General features: G+C 57.9%; 15 protein-coding genes, 1 tRNA gene and 1 CRISPR repeat array. Of the genes, 1 reads left to right on the forward strand and 15 read right to left on the reverse strand.

Annotated features, from left to right (window positions below; translation table 11 throughout):
* Positions 1-78: 78 nt before the first annotated feature.
* Positions 79-165 (forward strand) — tRNA-Leu (locus HUV26_RS10040).
* Positions 166-322: 157 nt separating this feature from the next.
* Positions 323-4,132: direct repeats of the CRISPR family, unit length 29 nt; unit sequence CGGATCATCCCCGCGGGTGCGGGGAACAC.
* A gap of 95 nt (positions 4,133-4,227) precedes the next feature.
* Here the strand turns inward: HUV26_RS10040 and cas2e are convergent.
* The 15 genes from cas2e to HUV26_RS10120 all read right to left on the reverse strand — a co-directional run bounded on the left by cas2e (position 4,228) and on the right by HUV26_RS10120 (position 22,237).
* Positions 4,228-4,524, reverse strand: coding sequence for a type I-E CRISPR-associated endoribonuclease Cas2e (gene cas2e / locus HUV26_RS10045; protein WP_174409962.1), 297 nt, complete (start codon positions 4,522-4,524; stop codon positions 4,228-4,230).
* Positions 4,505-5,419: a type I-E CRISPR-associated endonuclease Cas1e gene (cas1e, locus tag HUV26_RS10050; RefSeq protein ID WP_205245137.1), complete on the reverse strand. Its 915-nt coding sequence runs from the start codon at positions 5,417-5,419 to the stop codon at positions 4,505-4,507. The genes cas2e and cas1e overlap by 20 nt, the downstream gene beginning before the upstream one ends.
* A complete protein-coding gene (gene cas6e / locus HUV26_RS10055; RefSeq protein ID WP_174409963.1) occupies positions 5,416-6,084 on the reverse strand; it encodes a type I-E CRISPR-associated protein Cas6/Cse3/CasE in 669 nt (222 codons plus the stop codon). The genes cas1e and cas6e overlap by 4 nt, the downstream gene beginning before the upstream one ends.
* Complete coding sequence (gene cas5e, locus HUV26_RS10060; RefSeq protein ID WP_174409964.1) at positions 6,071-6,937, reverse strand: type I-E CRISPR-associated protein Cas5/CasD; 867 nt, start codon at positions 6,935-6,937, stop codon at positions 6,071-6,073. The genes cas6e and cas5e overlap by 14 nt, the downstream gene beginning before the upstream one ends.
* Positions 6,938-6,941: 4 nt before the next feature.
* A complete protein-coding gene (cas7e, locus tag HUV26_RS10065; RefSeq protein WP_174409965.1) occupies positions 6,942-8,072 on the reverse strand; it encodes a type I-E CRISPR-associated protein Cas7/Cse4/CasC in 1,131 nt (376 codons plus the stop codon).
* A complete protein-coding gene (gene casB / locus HUV26_RS10070; RefSeq protein WP_174409966.1) occupies positions 8,069-8,611 on the reverse strand; it encodes a type I-E CRISPR-associated protein Cse2/CasB in 543 nt (180 codons plus the stop codon). The genes cas7e and casB overlap by 4 nt, the downstream gene beginning before the upstream one ends.
* On the reverse strand, positions 8,608-10,212 hold the full coding sequence (casA, locus tag HUV26_RS10075) for a type I-E CRISPR-associated protein Cse1/CasA (RefSeq protein ID WP_174409967.1): 1,605 nt from the start codon (positions 10,210-10,212) through the stop codon (positions 8,608-8,610). Before casA ends, casB begins: the two co-directional genes overlap by 4 nt.
* Before the next feature lie 620 nt (positions 10,213-10,832).
* Positions 10,833-11,135 carry a HigA family addiction module antitoxin gene (locus HUV26_RS10080; RefSeq protein ID WP_174409968.1) on the reverse strand — a complete coding sequence of 101 codons (303 nt, stop codon included), beginning with the start codon at positions 11,133-11,135 and terminating at the stop codon, positions 10,833-10,835.
* A gap of 10 nt (positions 11,136-11,145) precedes the next feature.
* Positions 11,146-11,424: a type II toxin-antitoxin system RelE/ParE family toxin gene (locus HUV26_RS10085; RefSeq protein ID WP_174409969.1), complete on the reverse strand. Its 279-nt coding sequence runs from the start codon at positions 11,422-11,424 to the stop codon at positions 11,146-11,148.
* A 72-nt stretch (positions 11,425-11,496) separates the two neighbouring features.
* A complete protein-coding gene (cas3, locus tag HUV26_RS10090) occupies positions 11,497-14,184 on the reverse strand; it encodes a CRISPR-associated helicase Cas3' (RefSeq protein ID WP_174409970.1) in 2,688 nt (895 codons plus the stop codon).
* Between the two features lie 440 nt (positions 14,185-14,624).
* Positions 14,625-15,593: a hypothetical protein gene (locus HUV26_RS10095; protein ID WP_174409971.1), complete on the reverse strand. Its 969-nt coding sequence runs from the start codon at positions 15,591-15,593 to the stop codon at positions 14,625-14,627.
* 526 nt (positions 15,594-16,119) lie between these two features.
* Positions 16,120-17,877, reverse strand: a complete 1,758-nt coding sequence (locus HUV26_RS10100) for a methyl-accepting chemotaxis protein (RefSeq protein ID WP_243451345.1) — start codon at positions 17,875-17,877, stop codon at positions 16,120-16,122.
* A gap of 302 nt (positions 17,878-18,179) precedes the next feature.
* Positions 18,180-19,016 (reverse strand): amidohydrolase family protein, encoded by an 837-nt coding sequence (locus HUV26_RS10110; RefSeq protein ID WP_174409972.1) that lies wholly within the window; start codon positions 19,014-19,016, stop codon positions 18,180-18,182.
* A gap of 96 nt (positions 19,017-19,112) precedes the next feature.
* Entirely contained in the window at positions 19,113-20,984 is a 1,872-nt protein-coding gene (locus HUV26_RS10115) for a TRAP transporter large permease (protein ID WP_174410287.1), read from the reverse strand.
* A 242-nt stretch (positions 20,985-21,226) separates the two neighbouring features.
* Positions 21,227-22,237: a TRAP transporter substrate-binding protein gene (locus HUV26_RS10120; protein ID WP_174409973.1), complete on the reverse strand. Its 1,011-nt coding sequence runs from the start codon at positions 22,235-22,237 to the stop codon at positions 21,227-21,229.
* Between the last annotated feature and the right edge of the window lie 616 nt (positions 22,238-22,853).

Below are 22,853 nucleotides of genomic sequence, written 5' to 3' on the forward strand. Positions count from 1 at the left end.
ATTCAGGATTTTTTTCTGCGCCTGCCGAAGATGGTTGACGCGACCCTGCGCTCCATACTACGAAGCCTGACTCCCCGTGCCCGGGTGGTGGAATTGGTAGACACAAGAGACTTAAAATCTCTCGGCCTTCGGGCTGTACGGGTTCAAGTCCCGTCCTGGGTACCAAGGAATAACAAAGGCTTATGATCAAATTGGTCGTAAGCCTTTTTGTTTCATGGACTTTCACCATATTCCCCCGTTCTAACATTTCCACTGAGCTTTGAGGGCGATCTTCATCCGGGTTTACGAGATAATTCGATTTTTTGAATGTCTCTTTCGGTGGGGTTCAATCCCCGCGGGTGCGGGGAACACATCTGCGGACGTGAGAGAGCACGCTGGTATCGCGGATCATCCCCGCGGGTGCGGGGAACACCGGGGGTTTGCCAGCTTCAGGCCCATGTACGCCGGATCATCCCCGCGGGTGCGGGGAACACTGACACAGCAAGACGGAGCCGGGACCATTAAACGGATCATCCCCGCGGGTGCGGGGAACACTGCTCAATGCGTACAGGCAACATGCGGCCCCACGGATCATCCCCGCGGGTGCGGGGAACACACAGATTGGTAAATTTCTGGAGCATGTTCGGACGGATCATCCCCGCGGGTGCGGGGAACACCTCGCTCATCTGTTTTTTTGCAGACTCCAACTCGGATCATCCCCGCGGGTGCGGGGAACACTTTTGTGCTCCGTTTACGGCAACAACAGCGGCCGGATCATCCCCGCGGGTGCGGGGAACACAAAGGACCATGCCAGCGCTTCCACGCCATCATCGGATCATCCCCGCGGGTGCGGGGAACACCTGTATAGCCCGTCATGCCCCCCTTGCTGTTCCGGATCATCCCCGCGGGTGCGGGGAACACATATAACTGCAAACACTCAGAGCATAAGTGTTCGGATCATCCCCGCGGGTGCGGGGAACACTCCATGCAATCGGCCATTGCCTTGTAATACCGCGGATCATCCCCGCGGGTGCGGGGAACACAAGCGCGCACACTGTCGTTCCCTGTTGACACGCGGATCATCCCCGCGGGTGCGGGGAACACATCGAAAAACGTGCTGACCGTCCATCTGTGCCCGGATCATCCCCGCGGGTGCGGGGAACACAGTCTCCGAAAAACCGCATTGTGTGCCGCAACCGGATCATCCCCGCGGGTGCGGGGAACACAGCTGGATGACCTGCTGCATAAGGGCGGATGGCGGATCATCCCCGCGGGTGCGGGGAACACCCATTATACGATTGTATGGCCAGCAACAGCCGCGGATCATCCCCGCGGGTGCGGGGAACACCATTGAGTACCCGGTTTTTAAAGAGCATTTTGCGGATCATCCCCGCGGGTGCGGGGAACACTCCATGCAATCGGCCATTGCCTTGTAATACCGCGGATCATCCCCGCGGGTGCGGGGAACACTTGCCTTCCGCCGTGCGGTATCTGGTGCGACCCGGATCATCCCCGCGGGTGCGGGGAACACATACGATACTTATGTTTTGGTCAATTATCGGACGGATCATCCCCGCGGGTGCGGGGAACACGTGGAGTTGGACTAGATCAATGGCGGAGAGTTCGGATCATCCCCGCGGGTGCGGGGAACACCCGCCTTATCGATGGCTTTACTCACATCCATGCGGATCATCCCCGCGGGTGCGGGGAACACCTGATTCTGCAACCCCGATTCCTGAACAAATACGGATCATCCCCGCGGGTGCGGGGAACACATATTTGGTAACGCCAATAAGCTCGGCAACATCGGATCATCCCCGCGGGTGCGGGGAACACTGAAGCGTATCGCGTGATAACCGGGGCATGTTCGGATCATCCCCGCGGGTGCGGGGAACACTATACCCCCGCGCCGAGGCTGCGGAAAAACAACGGATCATCCCCGCGGGTGCGGGGAACACATACCTCGCTAAAATGGAGCTTATTCCACCTGCGGATCATCCCCGCGGGTGCGGGGAACACCCGTGCCCGGCGTCGGAGATGTGGGCAAGGGCCGGATCATCCCCGCGGGTGCGGGGAACACTTTTTTGCTTTTGCCTTCAACCCCTTATCTACCGGATCATCCCCGCGGGTGCGGGGAACACTACCGAGATCATGTATTGGCCGTTTGGATCATCGGATCATCCCCGCGGGTGCGGGGAACACGTCCATACAATACCGTCTGACGAGGTCATAGCCGGATCATCCCCGCGGGTGCGGGGAACACTTTGTGGCGACGGGCCAACGCTGGAGGAAGACCGGATCATCCCCGCGGGTGCGGGGAACACTTCTGGCACATCTGTATCCCGATGTCCCTAACCGGATCATCCCCGCGGGTGCGGGGAACACGCTGGATTGACGAAGTTGACGGGCAGTATGTTCGGATCATCCCCGCGGGTGCGGGGAACACACAACCGCAGCGAGACAGGAAACCAAGAGGCGCGGATCATCCCCGCGGGTGCGGGGAACACAAAACTGCGCTTGCTAAGTATGGCGTGAGTAGCGGATCATCCCCGCGGGTGCGGGGAACACTACTACGCAGACGCGAGAGGAGAGCATTGCGACGGATCATCCCCGCGGGTGCGGGGAACACCCTTTTCCCATATGGGGCAAGGCTCATCGATCCGGATCATCCCCGCGGGTGCGGGGAACACGGTAACGCCTTCGTCTCTGGACGCTGGTGCAACGGATCATCCCCGCGGGTGCGGGGAACACCAACGCGCGTTCTTCCTCGGTTTGGGCAAGCTCGGATCATCCCCGCGGGTGCGGGGAACACAGGGTCAGTTGTCATTAGCATTGCCATTACTACGGATCATCCCCGCGGGTGCGGGGAACACAAAAGGCTTCTGACTCCTGACCCTTGAGCCTGCGGATCATCCCCGCGGGTGCGGGGAACACACGGGAGCGGTGGCGCTGGTGGTGATTGTGGGCGGATCATCCCCGCGGGTGCGGGGAACACAATGGACACGGCCCGGAGGCAAGCTGAATTTGCGGATCATCCCCGCGGGTGCGGGGAACACATCGATGAAGCTCATCGTGCAAGTTCTGATTACGGATCATCCCCGCGGGTGCGGGGAACACATGAGCCGGAAGTCAATAAGTTTCAGATTTCTCGGATCATCCCCGCGGGTGCGGGGAACACTCTACCGCCGCAAAAGTGAAGTATAACTAACGCGGATCATCCCCGCGGGTGCGGGGAACACAGGGTCTTCTTGTGCGCACCGAGACTCTTTGTCGGATCATCCCCGCGGGTGCGGGGAACACCGGCCAATGTGACTCAGGAATTTCTGGATGCCCGGATCATCCCCGCGGGTGCGGGGAACACTGTGGATCCTCGGTGGCCCATACAAATTCGATCGGATCATCCCCGCGGGTGCGGGGAACACGCCACCAACACCATCGGTCGCAAGTCCGAGGCGGATCATCCCCGCGGGTGCGGGGAACACCACGGCCCTTCGGTACGGTCGCGGGTGTACACCGGATCATCCCCGCGGGTGCGGGGAACACAGCTTTCAAGGGAGGGGGCGGCGGATTTTTTGCGGATCATCCCCGCGGGTGCGGGGAACACCTCATTTTTGGATTTTATACCAAATACGGCCTCGGATCATCCCCGCGGGTGCGGGGAACACTTCAGCGCCTGATATTTGGTGGTCTTGCTCTGCGGATCATCCCCGCGGGTGCGGGGAACACATTTCGCTGTTTACATCCCCATTGATTCCGTTCGGATCATCCCCGCGGGTGCGGGGAACACGAGTAGATGAAATCATCTCATATGCACGGGCACGGATCATCCCCGCGGGTGCGGGGAACACCTACGTACCAAGGACCACTCCCCATCTCTGTACGGATCATCCCCGCGGGTGCGGGGAACACACGACTGGCACACGCCGGAGGCTGTTGGGGCGCGGATCATCCCCGCGGGTGCGGGGAACACGCTATCTCCCGCTCCTTCAGATCAACGTAGTCCGGATCATCCCCGCGGGTGCGGGGAACACACTCCCGCAGCCGGGCAAGCAGAGTGGTAAACCGGATCATCCCCGCGGGTGCGGGGAACACAGGGTCTCTCAACCATGGCTCACCACAACCCGCGGATCATCCCCGCGGGTGCGGGGAACACTCCATTTCTAACGCACGGAAATACTACGCAAAAAATGAAGAGATTAAAACTACCAGTTTGTCTCTCTGTAATTGTCAAAGATCATTGTATATTTTTTACAGGCCAATTATTTCTGGAGAAGGAAAGAATGAAACCAGAGGAGTTCCATCAAAATCAACAGGATGGCGTCTGTTTGCTCCCAGTGTAAGGAAGTCGAAGCCGGATTCGGTCTGTGCCCGCCACACCATGACGGCATTTCCTTCTCCAATGCCCACTTCTACGTTCTTCCAGACCATTTCGCGGACCTTGACAGAAAATGACCCCACGTAGACTCCGGCCCTGATTTCCAGCATCCAAACGGCTAAACGCCCGCGCAGACGGGGAGGCACGTTTTCAACCACGATGACCGTCATCGCCAATTCCCTCCTCATCTAGTATTGCGGGGGCAACCACTCCCTCAATTTTGGGAGGCGTGATCTCGCCTGCTGCCAGCACCTCTTCAATTGTGGGGATGATGCGTTGCAGCAGTTTTGTTTTTCTGAACATATCGCGGCAGGCCAGCCGAACTGCCTGATCCGGTTTGTCCGGCTTTTCCGCTGCAATGCGAAACGCCAGCGGAACCACCGTTTCAAACTTGAAAAGGTCAGCCACGTCATACACAAAGCTCTGCGGTTTGCCGGTATGCAGAAATCCAATTGCAGGGGCATATCCCGCAGCAAGGATTCCGGCCTCGCACACACCATACAGGCATGCCGTGGCTGCACTGACACAACGGTTGGGCACATCGCCAGAGTCCCAGTCTTTGGGGTCATACTTCCGGCCTTTCCAAGGCACCCGGTATTGCTTGGCAAAGAGTGTATACAGGGCGCGAACCCGTGCTCCCTCCAGCCCCCGCAGTTGGTCAACGCTACGTTTTTCCGGTGCCTGTTCCTGAAAACGCATGGCATACATGCGCCTAACCACTTTAAGGCGGGCCGTTTCATCCAGAGCCAGCTTGGCCTGATAAAGCAGCTTGTCGCTCCTGGCTCCCCCCGGCTGGCCGGAGGCGTATAACCGCACTCCGGCCTCGCCGGTCCAGACAAGGAGTGTGCCCGCACGTGCGGCAAGCACAACGGCAGCATGGCTGACACGCGTGCCCGGTTCCAGAAGAATACAGGCCACGGAGCCCACGGGGATGTGTGTGCGCACCCCCGTGGCATCCACCAGCACAAACGCACCGTCCAGCACGTCCAGATTGCCCTTTTCCAGAAAGATCATGGATAACCTTTCCTTGATGGGTATGGGTTTCAGGGCGGGCAGCATGGTCATAGCCTGCGCACCAGCAGCAGACCGCAGCCAAAGCCTTTAGCCGGCCCCACGCCTTGGAACAGCACGCGCAACAGCTTTTGCGGGTCTTCTACCTGCGCCGTGCCCTGCATATCCATGATGCCCAGACTGATAGTGTGGGAGCGACCGGCGTGCGGGTTGCGCTTGATAAACCGCTCCACACGGCAGCCGTCCACCTGCACGCAGCCGGGATCGATGCTCAGGCCCAGTTCCTGCTGACGCTTCAGCAGCCATTCCATACCGGCTGACTGCGCAAGCCCGGCACGGACGGGAAGGTCGGAAGCGTCTATGCCCGGCTGCCGCTCCTGCAGGCGGATGCGTGCATCCTGCATCACGTCAAATCGGCGTTGCTTGCCATCTATATTGCGTTTTACCACCGCGTTGGCGCGCAGGGAAAAGGCAATGCCCTCTCCCTGCTGCAACTTGGGGGCGTAGGGCTTGATTTGCGTTGTCCACCATCCTTCCGCGTCATGCGGCTGGCGGTGAGAAACGGTGAGGAATGTGTGGGGATCATCCTGCTCGCGGAACAGGAAATCCCGCTTTCTGTCCGGCCTGTCGGCGAACAGATTCCAGAGAAGCCTGTGCGTGTCGTACAAGCCCGATCTGGCCGCATGCCGGGGATCAAGCACAAGTTTACTTATCCACATAAGATACCTCCGCATCGGCAGGCATTTCAGCGTGGTGTGCGCTGTCTGCTACGCGGGAAACCAGCAGCACACGGACAGGGCGTTTTGCAAACTGCCTGCGCCCGTGGTGCAGGGGCATGTCGCGGTGCATCTCCATGCCTCCTGCCGCGTCAGCCAGATCGCCCAGATCAGCCAGATCATCCAGATCGCCCAGATCAGCAGGCAGGTCTGGCAGGCCCTCTGCATCCGGCAGGCCATCCGATTCCAGCAGCTCATCTGCATCCATATGTATGCGATACGGGTCGGAATGGCGAAGAGTTGCAGAAACAGGTTCATACACGAGGTACGCGGCAAGCGCCGCCTGCGGGGTTGCATGCTCACCCACCTGCGGGGCAAGCGGCAGGGCAGGCGGGCACGATTTGCGCCCGAGCCACAGCGTCCAGTGAGGGGTTTTTAGCGCCTGCGCCAGTTGCTGCAGCGTATGCGGGGCCGAATCGCTCCGTTGCCACAGGCAGACCGTGAACAGGGCATCCATAAGGTATTCCCGGCGGGAGAGGATGGTGTTCGGCTCCGTGAGCAGCAGTTCATCCCGGCGGCAGAAGAGCTGGCGCTTACCTCTGGTTCCCGGTGCCTGAATGGTGTGATAATCCAGCAGCACCTTGCCGGGGGAGTGTTCCCGAACGGCCATGCCATACGCTTTATGCAATTCTGCCAGCCGTGCTTCCTCGTCCCGTCTGATGCCCAGAGCGGCGGCCAGCAGCCCGATTACGGCAGAGCGCGTGGGCATGGTGGCCGTGGGGCGTATTGCCCCCACTGCCACTGTGCCGTATGCCTGCAAAGGGCCGTAGAGTTGAAAGGTCAGATACTGTGCCATGGCTTTATCCCACCATAAACGCCGCAAGGTCCTTAAGGCTGCCGCTGCCGGTGAGAATGTTCAGTTCTGCGCACTCCGTTTTCTGGCCGTATGCCTTGTTCATGTGTGCACGGGTGTCTGTCAGGCGCGTAATGGCATCCTGCAGGACATCATCCTTGGAGTTTACACCGGTCAGATAGGCCACGGAAAGGTTGCGGGGCTGCTCGTTGCCGCGTTCCGCCAGAATGTATGAGGCATAGGCGTGGGAACCGAAGCTGTTCTGCTTGCCCGTGGGGCTTACCTGCGCCACGGCCTGCAGCAGGGCGGTGAGTGCCCGGTTGGTCAGTTCCGCATCGTCCTGCAGGTTCTGCTGCAGCAGGTCACGGTCTATGCACAGGTACAGGTAGAAGACGCCCGCGCCGAACTCCGATACTCCCATGTGGCCCGCGCCGCTGTCGTCGCGGTTCAGGTCGTCCACCGCCGTGAAAAAGTCGTCTGCCACGGTCACGGCATGCACGGTCATGGCATGGGCCACCTGCACAGCCGCATCCATATTGTAATCCTTTTCAGCCGCCAGCATGCGCCCGAACATGGCGATATCGACCGCCTTTATGTTGGTGCGCAACAAGTTTACCTGTTTTTCTTCCGGTGCCTTGCGGTTTTGGCGGCAGGCTTCCACCTGCGCGGAAATGGCGGCTATTTCTTCCTGTGAAAAATGGGCGAGCTGCTCTATCTCCAGAGATTCCAGAAGCTTTCTGCGTGAGTCATCGGTATCGACGTCCTTTTTGGGGTCGTATGCAGACTTGTTCTTGCCGAACACACCGGCAATGGTGCGGGCAATGGCAACGGCTTCCTTTTCCTCCAGCATGGCGTGGCCGCTTGCGGCTTTTCCTGCCAGCACATCCTGCAAGGTGCAGCCTTTTGTCAGTGCAGTGAATATATGCCGTCCCATCTCCTTGGTGCGAACACCCATATGTTCCGAACCGAGGTTCTGGAAGATGTCAGACGTGCGCCACGCCCGCTTGAGGCATTGGGAAGAGACGCGCAGACGGGTGGTGTTGCCCATGACAACCCGTTTGGGGCTGCCGAGGTCGTCGCGGTTCAGGTTAGAAGCGGGGTAGCTGGTAAGCACATGCAACTGTATGAACTTGCTCATTTCTTATCTCCTTTTGCGGGGCGTTGTTCAGGGGCAACGTAATAGGCAAGGGCCCAACGTTTGCGGGTATCTTCCGTCCACCAGAAGCCGCTTTCCGTCAGGCTGGTCAGATTGACCGTATCATCCATAAAGCGCACCAACCGGATACATGCGGTGTACAGTTCATCCCGGTCAGTAATGGCCAGCAGCCGTTGCATGCGCAGATCAACCATGCTTCTGCCGCCCGTTCCGGGCTTTTCCGCCTGCATGGCGGCCAGTGCTTCCGGGATGGTGCGCTTATCCAGTTTGCACACATGTGCCAGTATGCCCACAGGCAGAGCCAAGCTTTCCATTTCATCTTCCACAAGACGAATGCCGCTTTCTCGCAGCAGGCCGGGCAGAAAATTGCGCTGGTATGCGCGCGAAACGAGCACATCAAGCGGACTGCGGGCCCGGCGTAGCTCCGCCCGCATGCCCCGGTTCTGCTTAAGCCCTTCCCACCATGTGTGCAGAAAGCCTTTGAACGTGTCGTTTTTAAGAAATGCTCCGAATGCACTCACGCGTTGCCTCCCTTGTTGCCGGTTCCCAATTCCTTATTGCAGAGGCCCCGGTTGAACCGGCGCATCTGGTTAAGTGCTCCGTAAATGCGGGGTGCCTCTACGCTGCTGAAGGTTCCGCTTTCTGCCTGTTCCGCGAATAGGACCTCTGCGGTGTTCAGTATGGTTGTTGCCCATTCCTTGCGCAGGGTAGGGGCAAGCGCGTCCTGCTCTACCGGGTCGCCCTTCTGCAAAGGCATCACGAATCGGGCCACCAATGCATGGAACACCGATTCCGTGCGGGACCAGAACGCCATGGAAGCGGCGGACAACAGTGTTTGGTCCGTCTTGGCGTTGCGGCCGCCATCTGCAAACAAGGCATCCTTGACGGCCTTGAGCATATTGGATCGAATCCTGTCCGCCACGGAGAGCCACAAGCCTACCTCTTCCCGCAGGATTGCCGCTTCGGCATCTTCCAGCGGGTAAAAAGGCATTTCGCCCTCGCACCATTGCATGGGTTCCATGTTGTTCATGTCATAGCCGAACACGCTTATCCGCATGGTCGCCTTCTCCGTCAGATCGCGGACCTGCTGAATGCACAGGGCGGGCAACAGCTTTTTCTTGCTGTCTGCCGGCAAGCCGTAGAGCAGGCCCAACCACTGGTTGTAGGCGGTGCCATCCGCGCTGCCTTTGACAGACAGAGGCGGTTTGTCCTGCCCGGGGTCGTGGTAGGGCGTGAGGGGGTGACGCCACGCCCCTTCGTAGTTGTTGCCGTAGTTTTTGACCCCCATCTGCCGGATGACGGTTGTGGTGGCAGTGCCGCAGATATCGCAGCCGATCGGCTGGACGGATGTTTCACTGTGCAGCCGGATACGGCGCGGCATGCCCCAGAAGGCGTGCAGGGGGTGCCCGTGTTCCGGCAAGCATGCTGTGCCCTTTTCTTTGCTTATGCGTGTGGGCACGGTCCACGGAAGCACGCGGCCCAGTCCGTCCGGTGTGGTGGGCATGCGCCATTCATCGGAACTGGCTACCAGCACGTTGTTCCACACGGTTTCCCAAAGGGTATTGCCCAGCACCAGCGTGGAAAGAGGCCCGCCGCCGCGGAGAGAGGTGCGGTAACCTACCCCGCCGGTCGGAGCGAAAGCCTGCATGGTGAACAGGGCCATGGCGGCACAGGTGGGGCACAGGCTTTCTATGCGTCCCCGTTTGACGAAGAAGTCCGTATCCTTTTTAAGGGCGTTCTCGCCGGGGGAGTCTATGAGCAGGGCAGCGATGCCGACGACGTTTTCTTCTTCCGGCGTCAGGGTGAGGTCCTGCATGAAGAGGGGGCGTTCCCCCAGCAGGAAAAAGTGGGGAAAGAACGGCTCCATGGCCGCGCGCAAGGTTTCGGGTTGCGGCGGTGTTTTCCGCCATGCCTGTTTATCCTTATTGCTGTGGGGCGGGATCATGGTCTGCACGCAGCCCACAAGGAATTCCAGCATGGCCCCTCCAAAGTCCGGTCGCGGCACATCCAGCGCCACCGGAGCAGGGGTTGCTGTCAGTTCCCACGGGGCAATGCGTGTGCGCCCCCCATCAGACAGGATAACGGGCAGCCATTGGTCAGACAGGAGATTGAACGTCTTCATGGCATACTCCGATACATGGTTTTCGATTTAGGACGGTACAAGAAAACCCGCTGACTAGCCAGATTGAAATGCTCTCTGGCTAGTCAACTCAGAGCGAAATCAGTTCGGGATACGTAATGGAATGATGCAGATCACAATGCCATCCTCATCAAGCATGATGAGAATAATCGTAATCCGCGGGCGGCGACGCGTCATGTCAACCTCCTCGGTTGAGGGTTATTGACTGCGCGTAGCCTTGTGGGGTAAAGTCAAAATCCTACTAATGACGTGTACCCGCAAGGTTACGCGGCTGCCCCTTAGGCCCACCTTGTGGTCTGGGGGCATTTTTATTGGGCAGGGTCCATGTTTCTGGGTATAGAATAACCCTTGCAGAGTGTTTGTCAATTACTTCTTCATTACTAACTTATCTTTTTTATTAATGCGAATATTTTTCTATTTCTTTTAGGTGGCTATGAAAAGAAATCCCCGCTTGCGCGGGGAACGGAAGATGATTCCGACATACTTGTTCATAACTAACGGATCATCCCCGCATGTGCAGGGAACATGTAGTCGGCTGGTTCCTCTTTTGTAAGGATACTCGTCGGTTGCTCAAAATGCAAGCTCTAGAAGGACTCCCGCCGCTACACTTGGGCCGTTTTAATGGGTTCCACGGCCTTCCAGTCCGTATTGGTGTGAGCCACCTCCCAGAGGGTGTACCCCTGCTGCATGTTGAGCCAGAGTTCCGGTGAGGTGTTCAGAGCGCGGGACAGGCGCAACGCAATGTCCGGTGTGATGGAGGCGCGTTCGTTCACAATAGCGGAAAGCGTTTTGCGGGAAATGCCCAAACGCTGCGCCAGAGCGGTGATGGTGAGGCCCAGCGGCTCCATGTGCATCCGGTGCAGGATTCCGCCGGGATGCGTGGGTTTTCTGGTGCGGGTACGCATGGCGTTCCTCCTAATGGTAGTCCTGATAGTTTACAATATGGGCATCGCCGTTTTCAAACCGGAAGGTCAGTCGCCAATTGCCGGAGACTTTTACTGACCAGTGGCCCTCACGTTTTCCTTTCAGTGGGTGAAGGGCAGAACCGGGGTAGTTCATGTCTCCGATCTCTCGAGCGTTGTCCAGGCGGTCCAGAATATCCAGCAGCTTGCGGACGTGCTTTTGCTGTACGCCTTTGGTAATTCCGTCGAAGAACAGGTCTTCAAGTCCGCTGTGTGCGAAGCTCCGTATCATGGAGTGAGTGTAACCATGTTGGTTACGCCTTGTCAAGGATGCTTCCGGCTGGGGGTGGTTCAGGACGCCCTTTCAGTATTCAGGATTGATAATAGTTAGGCCTGTGCTGTCCGTATACTCCACCTGTTGTTCCGCCCATGCTATCCAGCCCTCTCCAACCTGCCGCAGAACCAGCGGCACGCACCACTTGCCCTTGTCCGGCATGCGCTCCAAGAGCGCGGCAAGCTGAACGGTCACGTCGGGCGGGAGCGTGGACGGCGTGACCTTGTGCAGGCCTACCGAGACTTCAGACATCCGACATGCAGCGGCCATACCGGGGGCTTCCGCCCAAAGATGCAGGCGGGTGCCATCCCAGCGCAGCAAGCGTAGTTGAACGGTCTCCTCCCCCAGTCGGGTGAGCACCTTCTCGTCTGTTTCCCAGCCTCTCCCGACAGCCCCGATGGAATAACCGGCTTCCAGCTTCAAGGCATTATACCGGGCCATATCACGTTTCCCCATGCGTGTGGGGAGGTGCTTCTCATCGGCTTTCAGCAGTGCCTGCGGCGCAAAGGCCGAGTCGTCATACGTCGATTCCACCAGTCTGCGTGCGTCATCGGGGAGAGAGAGGTGCTGTGTCTCTTCCAGCAATCTGGCTGTACGCCAGAGCGGGGCCTGCACGGGATAGACAAACTGGGCCTTGCCCAGCACTGAGGCATACCAGTCGCTTGTGGCGTTTGTCTGTGCCTGCGGAGCCAAGACACGCATGCGGGGGGATTCCAGTCCGGCAGGCCGGGAACGCTTGTGGCGGTGACAGCGGCCACCGCGCTGAATGAGCAATTCCATGGGGGCAAGGTCGGATGCCAGAAGATCAAAATCCAGATCAAGGCTTTGCTCAACAACCTGTGTGGCTATCAGTATTTTGCCGCGCCTGTCTTCCGGCGTGCTCTCTTTGCCGAACAGGGCCATCACCCGTTCTTCAATGGCTTGGCGGTCTGCCATGGCGAACCGGGCATGGAAGAGAATGATGTCTTCTTCCGGGACGCCATATTGCGTACGCAGGTGCTGATACGCTTCTCCCGCCTGATCCACCGTGTTGCGTATCCAGCAGGTGCAACCGCCAAAAGTGCGGGTTTCTATGAGCGCGTTATAGAGGGCGTTTTCGTCTGTGGTCATCTCTACACGGATTATTGCATGCCGGGTGGCCGGGATATCTTGCTCCCTGGTGCCCTGCCGGTCCACTGCCGTGGCCAGAGGAAAAAAGCCGGAATGCAGGGATGGGGGTGGATATCCCGCTCCTTCACAGAACGCGGCGGCAAGATTGGCGCGCATGCTCCGGGTGAGCGTGGCGGAAAGAAGAATGGCACTGCCCCCGAGGGCTGCATGAAAACGGAGGAGGGTCTGGAGCAATGATCCGGTGTATTCGTCGTAGGCATGCACCTCGTCTACCACCAGCACGTTGCGGGCCAGTCCGAGCAGGCGCAGGCACTGGTGCCGGGCCGGGAGCACGGCCATGAGGGCCTGATCTATTGTGCCCACGCCGCACTGGGACAGCAGTGCCTTTTTTCGGGAATCGGCAAGCCATGTGGCACAGTAGGAGCGCCCATCGGTCTGCGGATCAATGGATGGAGATGTGCCGGCATCGGGAACGCTGGCCATGAACAGTTCGGAAAGATTGCGGGCGCCGTGCGCCAGCATCAGGGATATGGGGGCGGGCTGGCCGCTGCCTTCATCTTCTGCAAACAGTGCCCGGTAGGACTGGGCCAGCCGTGCATACATGCCGTTGGCCGTGGCCATGGTGGGCAGGCCGATGTAGAATCCTTCCGCCTCGCCCATGTGCATGAGCCCGTGACAGCAGAGCAGAGCTGCTTCCGTTTTGCCGCCCCCGGTCATGTCTTCAAATATATGCAGCTGGGGACCGGCGTGTTGCAGGGCATAGTGCAGGGCATGGGTTTGCAGCGGGCTGGGCCGGGCGTCTGCATGAAGATGGGGAAGCAGCCGGGTAAAGTCGCGCTCCGGTTGGGCGGGCGACGCCAGCAAGCCGGATTCACATACGGCGCGCTGCGCATGGGGCAGTGCCACTTCTTCCCAGTATGTTTTTAGCGGCATCGGTTCTGTGCAGAAAGGAAACCAGCGCGTGTTGGAACCAAGCCAGTCTGCTGCCACCATGAGTCCTGCATGGAGCCACGAGAGAGCGCAGAAGCTCTGCTCATCTTCCGGAATCGCCATGGGTTCCATCAGCAAACCGACAACCTCGGAGGCAAAGCTGGCTGCGTGTTCTGCCGAGCGGCGGAAGTGCCGTATGGAGCCGGACTCTTCCTGCGGAGAGCCGTGATGCCCGAATGTTGCGGCAATGAGGGGGTGCATGGTGTGCGCCGCTTCTTCGGAAAAGGCGGAGTGATGGTTCTCCAGTTTCTGGCGGACAACACTCATGTAGAGCGATTGCCCCAGCGCGGTATGGTGCGTGTTGCCGCCAAGGCCGGAAGGCGGGGCGTTTGTAAGCATGGCCCGAGCCGCTGCCTGCTGCTCCTGAAAGAGCGACGCAAATTTGCCTATGTCGTGCAGGGCTGCGAGTGTGCGAAGGAGTGCGCGGATGCTGGTTGCAGGTAACCCGGAGAGGTGCGTGATGCGCCGCAGCAGGAGAGGGGAGTGGTAAAGGAGTCTGTCGTAGACGGCTGCAACATCCAACAGGTGATAGGGCAGCAGGTGGATGAACGGGGCAGTGTTCTTGTCAAATTTTGCCCAGTAGCCGAAATAGGGCTGTTCCGTGTTGCATGGGGGCATCTCTGCTTATCCTCGTAAGGCTGTGCCGGAGCGGGCAACAGCTATGGTCGATGGACCGTTTGCACAACGTGCTATGCGTGGCGGAGCTAACCATAAATAGGCATTCATATAGAGCCGGTTTAACAATGCCGTAGCCATGCCTATCATCTCCACGGGCAAGCAGCAAATTCTCCCGCTGTTGTGGAGGAGGCTGAGCGTCTTTGCGGAGTCATAGGTGAAGCTGGCTGGAACGTGTACAGCAGAAACAGACGCCGGGTGCGCGGCTCGCCACACGGTGCACCGGGCAGGTGCCAGGCGACATGAGTACGATACAGACTATGCTTACGACCTGACGCAGGGGCGCACAGGATGATGACTGCCGTACTTGCGGGCTACGAAGGAGACGCACATGCCGGGCAGGGAAGATGTTTTAATAGCATACTTCAAGATTGTTATAATATTTATGCCCCTGCCTGTCGTCCTAAAGCCGATTTAAAAGAATCCAAATCAAGCATGCATTCCTCAAATAAACCATACCCCATGAAGGATGAGGTTGCGAATTTGACATCTGCATATTGCTGGAGAGCCATGTAGGCTTGGTTAAATGCATCAGAATTTAATTCATTTCTCAAAACTTTTGAAGCCGGGTCGTGATTGGCAAGGAGTAATATATATATCGGTCTTCCTGACAACTCGGGAACCGCATTCTTGTTGCCGTTTTTTGAAAAGAGTACAAGTCCTAACTCCCGTTTTTGGTTGAACTGCTCGCAAATTGTTATTTTAATTTCCTCGCAATCACCAGGCTCTCGAAGGCATGCTACTGTTTTTTCCATATGTTCGACAATTCCAGAAGAACCAGACAGTGCACTGTCGGAATATTTAACTTCAATAATAGCAAGCTTTTGTGAAGGACTTTCAATAAATTTTCTTGCACTTGATGTACTAGGCCAATAAATTGCCATGGCATCGAATTTTGTAGAAATAGTATTAACAGTCTTTTCAAATTCAACATCAACAATGAAATAGTCAGTTAAATTTGATACACGAGAATAGCTATTTTCTCTTGATACTAATTGCTGAAATTCTCTTTCAGGTTTCATGTTTTTAGAGAAGTGAATATCCATTTCTAATTTTAAAAACTGAAAATCATTTACCCATCTTTGTGCATCATTCATACTCGATACGTCATAGGGCAAGTTAACAAAATAAGATGGATCTTTGAGATAATTCTTGTCAAAATCCATTTTATACGAATTAGTATTATTATTCCTTTTTATCCCAACAAGCTTGCCTCCTCTGTAGTATATATGGATTTCATTGTCCCTAATTTGTAAATCTAACGTATGGTCGTCGCGCACTCTTTTTAATACAGGAGTGAGATTGCCGTTTTTTAAGTCAGTAATAAATTCAGGTGACAATTTCCTTCCCATTTCTAACTCCTTATTGTGTATCTAAAATAGCACAGAGAGATAATTTTCAGAAATACGCTATAAGTATACTTATATGTCAAGCTGCACAAAAATGCTAGCTCTATTTTGTGGCAGCGTCGATAGGGTGCTTCTTTCATCCTTGTCCATTAGTCCATCAGGAATGACCATTTTGGTATTCGAATCAATGCTTACGGTACAATCAACATGCGACCAATCGTGCTGGGAACGAATGATAGCACGATGTTATTCCGGAAAAAAACGCACTGACGCGTGACAGTCTCCACAAAAGCAGGGCAACGGAAGCTATTCCGTTGCCCTGAAAGCAGTCTCCGTGTGAGCGGTGTCTATTCCGGCAGTTTGGGCCTGCCTCCTTCAATCTGGTTCCATGCGGCGTCTAGGCCGTTGAAGTTTTCGTTAAGGAACGCCTTGAATACCGTGGGATTTTTGCGTTTACCGACAAGCCGGGATGCAAGGGCAATCCTCCCCCCTTTAGGCTGCCCGAAAAGGAGAGGCTATACAGCCGGTCTTAGTTGCTGCGGAGTTCCGCAATGAGCGACCCCAGCACCTGCATTTGTGCGGAGAGTTCTGTAACGGCATGCTCGGACTGCCGCATGGCGCCGGAGGTTTCGCCGGAAATGCGGCTTATGTCTTCAATGCTGCGGCTTATCTCCTCGCTGGCAGCGGACTGCTGCTCAGAAGCCGTGGCAATGGACCGTACCTGATCACTGGCGGTATCTACCAGCGTCACAATGTTCTGCAGCACATCGCCGGATTCGTTGGCAAGGGTAGTGGCCTCTTCAATCTGGCGGGTGGTGCGCTCCACATTGTCTATGTTCTTTCTGGTGCTCTGCTGAATATCGTGTATGGCGGTGCCCACTTCCTTGGTGGCATTCATGGTCTTTTCCGCCAGCTTGCGCACCTCGTCCGCCACCACGGCGAATCCCCGCCCCGCATCTCCCGCGCGGGCGGCTTCAATGGCGGCGTTCAGCGCCAGCAGGTTGGTCTGGTCCGCAATGTCAGAAATCACGTTCATAATCTGCCCTATGCCCTCCGCCTGTGAGCCAAGGGTAGACATATCGCCTCTCATCTCCGCAGCCTGCGTATGCACCGCAGACATGCCGTGCACCACACGCTGCACAATGGCCGCGCCTTCCTGCGCCTTGCTGCGGGCAAATTCCGATGAGCTTGCCGCCTCGGCCGCATTACGCGTTACCTCCAGCACGGTGGCGTTCAGTTCTTCCATGGCGGTGGCTGTCTCTGTCACCCGCTGTGCCTGCACCTCTGCACCGCGGCTGGACTGCTCCACCTGTGCGGAAAGCTGCTCTGCGGCAGAGGCCGTATTTTCCGCAATGCCCTGTAATCTGTCGGCGGCTTCCAGCATGGCTTCTGTTTTTATTTCAGCCGCCTGCCCAGCCTGCGCGGCTGTTTCCATGGCCTCATGGGCCTTGCGGGCCTGTTCCGTGGCTTCTGCGGACTGCCGGTCTGCCTCCGCGATGCGCTCCTTCAGCGTGCCCACCATGGACCGGATGGCATCGCCCAGCTGGCCTACCTCATCCCGCTGCCGCACATCCAGAGACATATCCAGATTCCCCTGTGCCACGCCTCCGGCAAACCGGACCACGCTGGAAAGGGGGCCGGTGATGACCCGCGTGAGCACCACACCCAGCGCAACAGCCAGCACCACGCACAGGACGGATACGATGACGATGATCATTTCCGCGCGCTGGGCTTTTTCTTCCGCCTCTTTTCCAAAATCTTCAGCCACACGCACGTTCAGGTCGATGAGGGCGTTCACCAGCCGCACGGCCTCGTCGTAGGAGGTTCTGGCCCCGCCCTGACTCAGCATATAGGCCAGATCACGTTCGCCGTCGCGCAGTTGGTCCATCACTTCGGCGGAGCGGGTTTTCCACTCCTGCCATGTGGGAACAAGCTGCTCCCAGAGCTGCTCTTCTTCCTCGGTTTTGGGCAGTGGGGCATAGCGTTCCCAGCCCCGCTGGGCGTTGGCCCATGCGGTATCCAGCATGCGGAACTGCTTGGCCGCTTCCGTGGGATTATCCAGCGTTTCCTGAATGAGCAGGGTACGCTCCACGCGCTGAATGGCTGTTTGCGCCTCGCTCATGGAACCAAGCCCGACAATGCCGGGCAGCCGCACCGTGGCAATTTCCGCCATGGACCGCTCGGTCTGTTTCAGTCCCAGAAAGCCGGTAACGCCCACGGCAAGGGCCAGTATGGCCGTGAACAGAAATCCCCCCAGCATTTTCACGCCGATTCGAATATTCTTCATGGTTTTCTCCATTGAGTGTGTATCGCGCAGGCGCGGACCGGGGCAGCCATCCGGGAGCCGGATGTTCTGCGCCGGTCCCGCCCGGGCGGGAGGTGCGCAAATGCATTGTACGGAGAAAGGCAGACGGCACGAAGCCGTGCGCTGCATGCGCCTGCCGAAGGAATGCCGGATGCGCCCGTGCAGGCGGAAATATGGATGGCGGCAGCGGCTTTGGGCATTCAGGGGCGCGCTCTCCCGCAGCAGGCCCCTGTGCGTATCCGTTCCGGTTGTCCGCCTCCGCCGCACGGGCGTGGAACTGCGGCTTACTCCGTCAGGCCCAGAATACGGCTTGCGTTGCCGTACATGACCTTGTGGCGCACCTCGTCCGTAAGCGGGAAGGAGGTGTAAGCATCCAGGGCGTCCTTCAGTTCGATGAACGGATGGGCACTGGCAAAGACCACCTTGTCCTGAATGATGGTGCTCATGGCCTGAGCAAACACGTCTGCCATGGGCGCGCGCTCGTATTCGGAAAAGTCCATGTACACGTTGGCGTTGCGCAGGCAGGCGTATACGGCTTCATTCACATAGGGGTAGCCGCCGTGGCTCATGATGAGGGTCAGTTCCGGAAAATCGCGGGCCACCTGATCCACGTGGCGCGGGTCTGCGTAGTCCATGATGGCTCCGGCAACCTGCGGGGGCGGAGCCATGGTGATGAACACAGGCACGTTCAGTTCTGCGCACTTGGTGTACACCGGGTAATAGCGGGCTTCACACGCGGGAATATGGGCAAGGTAGGGGTCAATGGCTATGCCCTTCATGCCGTGTTCCTCCACGGCGCGCACCACGTCGCGCACGGCGGCCATCTTTTTGTGCGGATCTACGCCCCAGAAGCCCACAAACTTGTCGGGATAGGCTTTGCAGAAATCCAGTACGCTGCCGTTGTTGGCGGAAGTGCCGTACGTGGTTTCGCAGTCGCGGCCGGTAATGACGGCCAGTGCCACGTTGCGGCGGTCCAGATCGGCCACGATTTCTTCCAGCGGCTGCGGCTGGCGGGCGTCAAAGCCGATGGCCTTGCACGCTTCCTTGAACATGGCGCTGTTTTTTATGCCGTTAATGATCTCCGGTGTATTGGGGCGGAATCTGAAGTCGATGATTTTCATGGACAAAGTCTCCCATATCCGTGCCGAAAGCCGCTCCGGCACGGGTTTGTGTGGGCCGCCGGGACATGTGTCCCGGCGGCGTATGGTATTGAGCAACTACTTTCCGACGAAGAAGAGAGGCACTTCCGGAATGTAGGTGATGATGAGAAGCACCACGAGCATGAGCAGCATCATGGGAATGACGGACTGCGCCAGATTGGACAGCTTGGCCTTGGAAACGCCGCTGGCCACGAAGAGGTTCACGCCCACCGGCGGCGTGATGAAGCCGATGGCAAGGTTCACCACCATGATGATGCCGAAGTGGAGCGGGTCTACGCCTGCCCCGATGACGATGGGCAGCAGGATGGGCGTAAGGATGACGATGGCGGCCAGCGCTTCCATGAAGATGCCCACGATGAGCAGCAGCACGTTGATGAGCATGAGGATGACCAGCTTGTTTTCCGTAACGCCGAGAATGGCGCGGGCAATGGTGCCGGGCACGTCTTCAATGGTCATGATGTTGCCGAACAGGGTGGCCATGGCCATAAGCACGATGATGGTGGCCGATGTTTCCGCAGCCTCCACACAGCAGCTGATGACCTTGCGGGGGGTGAGCTCGCGGTAGACGAACACGCCCACGATGAGCCCGTAGCAGGCGGCCACGGCGGCGGCTTCTGTGGGGGTCATAAGGCCGCCGTAAATGCCGCCGAGCACGATGACGGGCACCATGAGCGCCCACTTGGCGTCCCAGAAAGCCCGCCCGAAGGTAACGATGGTGCGCTGGCGCTTTTCGCCATGCCAGCCGCGTGCTCTGGAAAAGAAGTAGGCATAGCCCATAAGCACAAGCCCGGTCATCACGCCGGGCACAATGCCGCCGAGGAAAAGGTCGCCGATGGAGACCTGCGCGGATATGCCGTACACCACAAACGGGTTGCTGGGCGGTATCATAACCCCTATGGCGCCTGCCGCCGCGACCAGTGCGCCTGCAAAGTACTTGTCGTAGCCGCGCTGCACCATGGCGGGTACGGTCAGCGCGCCTATGGCTGCCACCGTGGCGGGGCCGGAGCCGCTTATGGCGCCGAAGAACATGCAGGTTGCCACGGTTACCAGCGCCATGCCGCCGTACAGCCCGCCGAGCATCTCGTCAGCCAGTGCCAGCAGGCGCTCGGAAAGGCCGCCCGCTCCCATGAACACCCCTGCGGCGATGAAGAAGGGAATGGCCATGATGGGAAAGCTGTCAATGGAGGTGAAGGCTGTTTGCGCAAGGTACTGGATGGGCAGGGTGTCTGCGCAGATAACCGTGGCCAGCGTGGAAAGGCCAAGGGAAATGGCAATGGGAACCCCTATGATGCACAGCGCGGCGAAGTAGCCGAACAGGGCGGGAAGCGGTTCCATGTATTCCGTGATCACAATGGGCGAAATAACCAGCCCCACGCAGGCAAGGGCTATGGCGGTGTCTTTCAGGCCGCAGGCGCGTACCTGCGCGGAAAGGTCCTGCAGCAGGCGCAGGCTCATCAGGCCGAATCCCACCGGCAGCACCAGATACGGTATGATGAAAGGAATCCGCAGAGCCGTGGTGTGCTGGGGGAACATCATCAGCCGCTCTATCTGCGACCAGCCGGTCCAGCAGATGGTGAGCGTAAGCGTGAGGAAGAACGTGTTCACCATCACCCAGCTTACATTCTGCCAGCGTGCGGAAAGCTTGTCATGCAGGATGTCTATGCGGATGGAACTGCGTTTTTTGATGGCAACGGAGAGCGCCAGATAGGTTATCCAGATAAAGATGTATCTGGACAATTCTTCAGTCCAGACCGCAGCTCCCGAACCGCTTGTGAAATGCGTGAGCACATAGCGGTAGGCGGTCTGGAAGGTGATAAAGGCGATGATGGACAGCAGGCCGGCCACGAGAAATATCTTCTCGAAGTTGTTGTCCAGCCAGAGCCATGCCTTTTTCAGGGCAGATGCGTCGGTCGTATCGTTAATGGGCATTGTGTTGCAGATAATTTCCTGGCTCATAAAGCCTCCCTCAACCCGGATAGGCCGGGACCGTGTTCCTGTGTCTGTCCACGCAGGCCGGTGGCTGCCGCATTGCGGGCATAACGCCGCCGGTTAGCCGGGACGGGCACCCCTTTCCCGCTCATGCCGGGAATCTGTTATCTCTTACCCGCCCCGGCAGCGGGGCGGGCAGGAACAAGGCTGCCCGCTTTTCCGGAGAAAAGCGGGCAGGGGGGCTACTTTTGGGTTTCGTTGATGAGTTCCAGAAGCCGTGCGGGAACCTGAGAAGCGAACTGTGCACGCACGGGTTCGGTCAGTTCCTTCAGCTTGGTGCGTTCCGCTTCGTCAAGAATGCTGATTTCTATACCCTTTTCGCGGAAGGCGTCCCATGCGAGCTTTTCAAGGCGCACGGTTTCTGCGCGCTGCCAGATCAGGGCTTCACGGGCGGCTTCGCGGATAATGGTCTGATGCTCGGCGGACAGGCTGTCCCACTTCTTCTTGTTCATGAGCAGCAGGTGCATGGAGTAGTTGTGGTTGGAATCCATGGCATACTTGAGCACTTCTGTGTGCTTGGCATCGTTCAGCAGGGAGAAGGTGTTGCCTTCCGCATCCACGGTGCCCTGCTGCAGGGCGGTGTAGGTTTCTCCCCATGCCACGGGGGCGGGGTTCATGCCCAGAGCCTTGGCCACGGCCACTTCAACAGGGGAATCGGTGGTGCGGGTCTTCAGCCCGGCCAGATCGGCAACGGTCTTTATGGGCTTCTTGGTGCTGACAAAGTTGCGGTAGCCGTATTCGCTGAACATGATGGTGGTCAGGCCTATCTCATTGGCCACCTTTTCCAGTTCCTGTCCAAGCTCGCCTTCGTCCAGCGCCTTGTAGAGGTTTTCCTGATACTTCGGGGAGGTGATGTAGGGCAGGTCAATGGCCATGAATGCCTTGCTGAAGCTCGCCATGTTGGGCGAGGAACTGGAAGACATGTCCAGCGTGCCGGCCTGTGCCGCTTCGGTGGTCACGCGGTCGCTGCCGAGCTGGGCGTTGCCGAAAATCTGGATGCGGAGCTGCTTGTCGCTCTTGGCTTCCACCAGTTCCTTGAACTTTTCGTAGCCCACGGTGACGTTGTTGCCGGGAGCCATGGGATGGCCGAGACGCAGGGTAACGGGCTTGGCGGCGTCTGCCGGGGTGCTTGTGCCGAAAAGGGCAATGGCACCGAAAAGGGCAATGGCTGCGAATACGAGGCTCTTCTTCATTTTTCCTCCAAAAATCGGGTGTTGTGACCAGAATCTCAAGGTGTGCACCACCCTGATGTATGCACCGGTCGCTTGTGTCGATTGTGTATGAGCAGGATGTATGCCAAAAATTTTAGGTGCTAATTTCTGGAATACGGCGAGTGGTGTCAATAAAATCAGTTCGTTAGTGCGCTTGTGCGACCGGGGTGGCGTTGGGGACGGGGCGAGGTGTCGCAAGTATGCATCTAAAAGGAATCGCTCCTGAAAGCCATTTCTGTATGGGATAATTTTCACAAGAGGTATCAATATAAAGGGACGGCAATGCCGATGCGGTGTCGCAAACGCAGCACATCTGGAGCGCATGTCGCATTTTTGCGACGCAAATGCGAGGAAAAAATGCTGTCTGATCCCATGTGATGCAAAGCTGCAACATTCCCGTAACGGGATTTTTTTCACAACCAAATTTTTTGCGAGAGGAGGTAGCCAATTCTTTATTTTTCAGCGTGTTGCGATGTTTGGCACAAACCGTGCTCACAGGGTTTTCAAAGCGGGCGGGAGTTCCGCAAGGCACAAGCCCCGCAGTACACGCACCAGCCTGACACACGCGTAAACCGCACAGGGCATGGTGGCAAACTGG

Origin of the sequence: Desulfovibrio psychrotolerans (assembly GCF_013340305.1) — a bacterium.
GTDB lineage: Bacteria > Desulfobacterota > Desulfovibrionia > Desulfovibrionales > Desulfovibrionaceae > Halodesulfovibrio > Halodesulfovibrio psychrotolerans.